This is a genomic window from Mesorhizobium sp. M0772, assembly GCF_040320135.1.
Lineage (GTDB): Bacteria > Pseudomonadota > Alphaproteobacteria > Rhizobiales > Rhizobiaceae > Mesorhizobium.
The window spans coordinates 55,152-61,627 of the sequence record NZ_JAMYPB010000039.1 but is presented as its reverse complement, the minus strand read 5'-3'; the positions used below and the strand labels follow the sequence as shown (position 1 = coordinate 61,627).

The 6,476-nt window shown below is 62.0% G+C and carries 8 protein-coding genes; 4 read left to right on the top strand and 4 right to left on the bottom strand.

Annotated elements, in window-relative coordinates; translation table 11 throughout:
• Nucleotides 1–229 precede the first annotated feature (229 nt).
• On the bottom strand, nt 230–955 hold the full coding sequence (locus NKI06_RS22755; protein ID WP_352987250.1) for a hypothetical protein: 726 nt from the start codon (nt 953–955) through the stop codon (nt 230–232).
• Nucleotides 956–1,065: 110 nt separating this feature from the next.
• Here NKI06_RS22755 and NKI06_RS22750 point away from each other — a divergent pair, with 110 nt between their 5' ends.
• On the top strand, nt 1,066–1,434 hold the full coding sequence (locus NKI06_RS22750; RefSeq protein WP_023667504.1) for a DUF6949 family protein: 369 nt from the start codon (nt 1,066–1,068) through the stop codon (nt 1,432–1,434).
• 85 nt (nt 1,435–1,519) lie between these two features.
• Complete coding sequence (locus NKI06_RS22745; RefSeq protein ID WP_352987247.1) at nt 1,520–2,047, top strand: gamma carbonic anhydrase family protein; 528 nt, start codon at nt 1,520–1,522, stop codon at nt 2,045–2,047.
• Nucleotides 2,048–2,288: 241 nt separating this feature from the next.
• Here NKI06_RS22745 and NKI06_RS22740 read toward each other — a convergent pair whose 3' ends face one another.
• The 3 genes from NKI06_RS22740 to NKI06_RS22730 all read right to left on the bottom strand — a co-directional run bounded on the left by NKI06_RS22740 (nt 2,289) and on the right by NKI06_RS22730 (nt 4,563).
• Entirely contained in the window at nt 2,289–2,897 is a 609-nt protein-coding gene (locus tag NKI06_RS22740; protein WP_023681509.1) for a transglutaminase-like cysteine peptidase, read from the bottom strand.
• Nucleotides 2,898–3,185: 288 nt separating this feature from the next.
• Entirely contained in the window at nt 3,186–3,803 is a 618-nt protein-coding gene (locus tag NKI06_RS22735; protein WP_023667501.1) for a PilZ domain-containing protein, read from the bottom strand.
• A 124-nt stretch (nt 3,804–3,927) separates the two neighbouring features.
• Complete coding sequence (locus tag NKI06_RS22730) at nt 3,928–4,563, bottom strand: PAS domain-containing protein (protein ID WP_352650232.1); 636 nt, start codon at nt 4,561–4,563, stop codon at nt 3,928–3,930.
• 400 nt (nt 4,564–4,963) lie between these two features.
• On the opposite strand from NKI06_RS22730, the gene NKI06_RS22725 reads away from it, so the two are divergent.
• Nucleotides 4,964–5,731, top strand: a complete 768-nt coding sequence (locus NKI06_RS22725) for a rhomboid family intramembrane serine protease (protein WP_352987245.1) — start codon at nt 4,964–4,966, stop codon at nt 5,729–5,731.
• 138 nt (nt 5,732–5,869) lie between these two features.
• Nucleotides 5,870–6,301, top strand: a complete 432-nt coding sequence (locus NKI06_RS22720; RefSeq protein ID WP_023667498.1) for a CBS domain-containing protein — start codon at nt 5,870–5,872, stop codon at nt 6,299–6,301.
• Nucleotides 6,302–6,476 lie beyond the last annotated feature (175 nt).

Genomic DNA, 6,476 nt, shown 5'->3' with positions numbered 1-6,476 from the left:
ATCGCGACCATCTTTACTCAACCTTCCTTGGCGGCCCTGCGCCAAAATCTCCATGCCTTGCGATATCGCTGGCGCGAACCACCACGAAAGCGCAAGTTTCAGTCCATGCCAAAGCTATCTTAGCGCCTATGCCCTTGCGGGGGAGATGTCCGGCAGGACAGAGGGGGGTGCTGTCCCGCCAACGTTCGTAAACTTCTGCGCCGCTTCGCTTCGCCCGAACAGAGGCAGGCTAGCGCCCGGTCTTCAGGACGCGCGTGGCCTCGGCGACGATAGCGGCGTCAAGCGCCGGCCAGTTGCCCAGCAACTCCCGGGGAAAGCGGTAGGTCAGGCTGAGGCTGTCGCCGACCTGGATGTCCCGCTCGCAGGGCGCCAGCGATTCCTCGACGCTCGGTCCGCTCAGGCAGCGGGCGACGAACGGGTCCTTGCCGGCCCGGCCGGCGACCGCGAGCACCTCGTTGAGATAGCCTGATTTTTCCGTAAAACCGTAAATCATCGTGCCGCCGGGGCCGGGCGCGCCGGGCTGGCTGATGAGCGCGCTATAGATCGGCGCGAAACGGCCGCTCATGTCGCGCGACATCATCTGCGGTTCAAACGACAGGAAGATGATGTTTTTGGCGGCCCCCGTGTGGTTGAAATCGTCGCGGGCGGCTTCGCTGTAGCCGTCCATCTGGGGATAGCGCAGATAGAGGTCGAGGCGCGAAGCGATGCCGTCGCGCCGCGCCTGCAGGAAGCGGATGGCGTTGGCCGGCACGGCAATGACATTGTTGCCGATCACTACCCTGTGGACCGTGGTGTCGTCGGTGTAGCCGGCCATGGCGATCGAGCGGCCGAACCATTTTCCGCCAAGGCTGATCGCCAGCGACAGCAGCGCCAATGCGGCAAAAGCATAGAACACCCGCTTCATCAGCACGGAATCGACGACGTTGAACTCTTCTGCGGTCGCTGCCTGCTTCATCGCAATCCCCATAGTCGCCGCCCTCTGTCCCTGGGCGGCACACATGCCGCGGCATGGCTCTTGCTGCGCTGGACGCGACTGTGCGATTTCATGGTAAACGGAAGGTAAAGATGAGCCTGCTGCTGCCCGTTCTCTTCGCTTTCGCCGTCGGCCTCACCGCCTGCGGGCTTACCGGGTCCGTGATGGAACTGGCGGCGGGCCGCCGGCTTGCCTTTGCCGAGCCTTATGTGTCGCCGGCGTACATCCTGCGCTCGCTGGCCGCGACCGCTTGCGCCGGGCCGTTCATGCTCGCCAACGATGCGCTCGATGCGCGGCGCGAGGGCCGCATTTCGACGCTGATGCTGATGTCCTGCGGCTGCACGGTGATCGCCTGGGCGCTGACGCTGGGCATCGTGCTGATCGCCATTGCCTCCTGGGGCATTGGCTCTCCTGGTGCGCTTCAGCTTTTGGTGGAATCGCTGGCGCGGTATTTGCCTTGAGGCAATTGCTGGGGGAAACCGCTACGCGGTTTTCGTAGGATTGTTCTAGGGTTTGTCCCGGCCTGCGACGAATCGGAGACTGCAAATGCCGACCTATGCAATCGACGGAAAAGCGCCCCGTTTCGATGATCCCGACAGCAACTGGATCGCGTCGGACGCGACGTTGATCGGCGACATCAGCGTCGGTCGCAATGCCGGCTTCTGGTTTGGCGTGGTCATCCGCGGCGACAACGAGGCGATCGTCATCGGCGCCGACAGCAATGTCCAGGAACACACGGTGATGCACACCGATCCCGGTTTTCCCCTGACGATCGGGCAGGGCTGCACCATCGGCCACCGCGCCTTGCTGCATGGCTGCACGATCGGCGACAACAGCCTGATCGGCATGGGCGCCATAGTGCTCAACGGCGCCAGGATCGGCAGGAATTGCCTGGTCGGCGCCGGCGCGCTAGTCACCGAAGGCAAGGAGTTCCCCGACAATTGCCTGATCGTCGGCTCGCCCGGGCGGGTGATCAGGACGCTGGACGATGCCGCTGTCGCCAGGCTGCGCGCCTCGGCCGCGCACTATGTCGCCAACGGCAAGCGCTTCAAGGCCGGGCTGAAGAAGGCCTGAACTCTATTCCTGTTTGGCGATGATCTTTTCCGAACGGCGGGTCAGCGCAGCAAAAACCGGTTCTCACTTTTCGCTGCCGCGGTCCTTCGGTTCGGGATCATGGTCTGAAATGGAGCCGGCCCGGGGACGGGGCCGGCTCCTTAAAACCCGGTCGTTGGGGACGGGGAGGGTGGGGACTCGACCGGGCTTTCTCGTTAGGCACGTCGCATTATTCGATGTGCTTGACCTCTGTAATGGCGTCCTAGCGGACGCTGGCAACCGCGTCGGCGCGGCCGTCGTTGATCGTCACCCACACGCCGGAATTCTGGTCGGACTGGCGCTTCAGGTAGGTGTAGTCGGTGTCGGTCCAGGACAGCACCTTGGACTCCAGATTGTCGAGGATGAACTCGCCGAGGCTGGTGCGCACGGTCAGCACCGCATGGCCGTCGCCATTTTGTTGGCGCGCTACGGTCATCAAGAGATTGCCGGCGGGAACGCCAAGCGCCATCAATTCGCGGCGCTTCTCCAGCGCATAGTCCTCGCAGTCGCCGAAGCCGCTGTCGGGATAGGACCAGACCTCTTCCTTGCCCCACATTTCCATGTCGGTGCGCGGCACGATCCGGGTGTTGACAGAATTGTTGACGTCGACGATCGCCGCCCACAGCTTGCGCGTCAGTTCGACGGGCGCCTGCTTCGGCGTGCGCTGAGCGCATTCCTGCGGCAGCTTCTGGCAGAATTCGTAGTGACCGACCGGCTGTGTCGTGCGGCCGCCAGTGTGCATGTAGGCCGGTCCTGCTGCTTGCGCCGTTCCCCAAGCGGAAAGCTGCATCGCCATTGCCAAGAGCAACAGCTTGCCCCAAATCTTCGCCATTGGTCAGTCTCCCCGTTTGAGGAGACAATGACAGCGCTGGATTTATTTGACGCAAAAACCCGAAGTAGACATTGAGTAAAACCCCAATAGAATAAGCATAAAATTTGATCTATTTTAATATAAAATCGTTCAGGTCTCGGCGTAAAACCGCGCTGTCGGGGCGCGGATTTCCGGGTGGAGCCGTGGATTTGCTGCGTGCCGCTACAAGCTGGAGAGGCAGGCGGAACGCCGGCAACAAAAAACCGGCCGCGCAGGGCCGGTTCGTTTTTGCTGCCTGTTGCCGATCGTTCAGGCGCGCGGGGCGTTGAACTCGGAATCGAGCGTTTCCGGGCGTTGGATGACGGCGAATTCGATGGCAACGCCATCCTCGAAATGACGCACCACCTGGCCACGCATGGTGCCCAGCATCACCTGGATGCCGAGCGCCGGCTTGACGTCGATCTCGACCGCCGCGCCCGACAGCGACAGGTCGATGATGCGGCACTGATACTGGCGCCCGTCGGTGAGCTGCAGGACGCTTGTCGGGTTGCGCGGCGCCACGCGTTCGTGGCGACGGTCTTCCGGCAGGTCGAGTTCATGCTTGTTGGCGAGCCAGGTCAACTGCGCGGCAAGCTTGTCCTTCTTTCGATCCGAGGCAATGACGGTCATGGCGAAGCCGTCCTGCGAGGTGCGCGTCACCACGCCCTCGATGCGGCCGATATGATCGATATAGGCAATGATTTTTTCGCCCGGCATGCCGACGCGCTCGGTGCGCAACGCGACATTGCCCGGTGACATATCGACGACCTGGCAAGGGTGTTCGGTGCGGTCCTCCAGCATGAAGCGCCCGTAGATCTTGACCCGGACGCGCTGAAAGTTACGCCTTTCGGCGCGGGACGGTGCGTATTCGACCGCCGCTGACCTCATGACTGCCTACACCCCGTTGGCATTCCCGCGTCGTGCGTGGAATCTCAGCCAAAACTACAGCCAAGCAGGTTAACAAAGGAGAAAAGTGGGTCGCCGATAGTTAAGATTAGCGCCGGCTTGGAGACTATTGCTCGCGCCCGCCGTCGAACACGACGAGGTGGCGGATACGGCGCGACCGACCGAGCGCCGAGATGGTCTCCGGCGCTTCGAGTTCGGGAGCCAACGACGGAACGGATATTTCCGGCCGGTTTTTCAGGAACATCGGTTCCTTGTCGGGATCGATGACGCGGATGGCGTCGATCAGCGCGTCGGTGATCGGGTCGGCGCCCAGCCAGAACGGCTTTTCCACGGCGCTGATGACGCCGAGGCAGCGCGGGTTCTCGACGCCGCCGTCGAGCGGCAGCGCAAGCAACTCGAAGTGGTTGGACCGGCCGCTGCGGCTGAACCCCTCATAAGTGATCAGCACCACGGATTTCTGCTCGAAAACGCCGTGAATGAGGCGCGACACCAGCCGCTGGTCCTTCTCGCGCCATAGCGAGGGGAACGAAAAACCCTTGAGCTCGCGGCCGTAGCCGGCGCAAAGCCTGGTGCCGGCAAGCCGGAACACCGCTTCGCCGCGCGTATCCCTTTCCAGGATGAAGGTGTCGGCCAAAAGCGCCTTGATATCGGCAGGTTCGACTTCCGAACGCTTTGGGGCAGGACGACCATGACGCAGGCGATTCCAATAATGGAACAGCGCGATTGATCCGTTCTGGTTCATGCTATGAAACTCCGCGCATTCTGCCGTCTGATGGTCCCATCGGTGAACAGAAAGGGCGCCCTCCGATGACCTACATGCGTTCCGGAGCAGGATGCGTGCCAGCGTCGTTAAGACTTGTTCACGGGTCGGGGACGTTAAGGTTAACAAGTGGTTTACGTTGCGCGCACAGGCTCGCCATGGCACACCAAAACCACTCCAGAAGCGGTCGTTTCGCGACGACCAACAGCACTTCGGTCAATAGTTTTAGGGGAGCAGGGGGCTCGACCAGCCGTTCAAGGGAAACCTTGGACGGCTTCTTTTTGATTCGCGGTTTGTGATTCGCGCTTTGTGATTCGTAGTTTGTGATTTGTCCGGGCATGGCCTAGATGCTCGCGACACGCAAATCCCTGGATCAGAGCATATGAGCGAACCGGCCGGCCCCCTGGAGACCGAACAGACCGCGGAGGCGCCGCCGCCGCGCCGCGAGCCGGTGTTCAACCTGCCACCAGTGGTGCTGGCGGTGATCGGCATCTGCGTCGCCGTCTTCCTGCTGCAGCAATATGTGCTGACCGAAGAGCAGCAGATAACATTGCTCACCGATGGCGCCTTCATTCCGGTCCTCTACACCGGCCAATACGGTTTCGACTGGTTCCTCTTCACCCGTCCTTTCACCTATGCCTTCATGCATGGCGGCGTTGCCCACATTGCCATCAACATGGTTGCGCTGGCCGCTTTCGGTTCGCCGCTGGCCAACCGTCTCGGCTGGTTCTGGTTCGCCTTGTTTTTCGCCGCCACCGGGCTGGCCGCGGTGGTGCTGTTCTGGGCGGTCCATCCATACGGCGAAGCACCGCTGGTCGGCGCTTCCGGGGCGATATCGGGCATGATGGGTGCGGCGGCTCGCTTCGGGTTCCGTACCGACCGCTCCTCCGGCAGGGCGGCCTTTGCCGGTCCCATGCTGCCGATCGCAATGGTTTTGCGCATGCGCGGCGTCGTCAATTTTCTCGGCGCCTGGATGGTCATCAACCTCGCCACCGGCCTTTACGGTCTCGGGCTCGGAGAACCCGGCCAGATCGCCTGGGAAGCGCACATTGGCGGCCTCGTCGCCGGCTTCTTCGGGTTGCGCTGGTTCGACCGGCGCTGGCGGGCGCCTGAATGGGAGATCCCCGACGACCAGCGCACCCTCGACTAGCGCACTCTATTGGGGCACCCCACTGGCCCACCCCACTGGCACACTTGAAAAGCAACCGATCACGGCGCACGATGTTCACTCTTATGTGAAGCCGGTCAGGGCGGGAGCTGGCTAGCCAAGCAGGAGGAGGAGGACGCCATGACGGTTAAGGCAATTCTCGAGAGAAAAGGCCATGACGTGTTCACGCTCGGGCCGAATGTAAAGCTCAGCGAAGCCATTCGAATCCTGGCCGACCACAAGATCGGTGCACTGGTCATCACCAATGGCGATCGCAAGATCGTCGGCATCCTTTCCGAGCGTGACATCGTGCGGGTCGTTGCCAGGGAAGGCGCTGCCGCACTTGATATAACGGTACGCTCGGCGATGACGCCGAAAGTGAAGATCTGCAACGAGAACCACACGGTCAACGAGGTGATGGAGATCATGACCAAAGGCCGTTTCCGCCATCTGCCGGTGGAAAAGGACGGGCTGCTCGACGGTATCGTGTCGATCGGCGACGTGGTCAAGCGCCGCATCGAGGATGTCGAGCGCGAGGCCGACGAGATCAGGGCCTATATCGCAACGGCCTGACCTGACGAAGAGACCGCCGACCGAATACCGGCCGGCGGCGTTCATTCATCGGTTGCCGAGCGGCCGAAAAGGGCTGAAAAGGCCAGCCCGCTGCTCTGCGCTGCTTTGGGCGCTTGTCTCGCGAAGCGGTTTGCACTAGCGAAGACCGATACCCAAATTCGCGAAAATCGCAGTT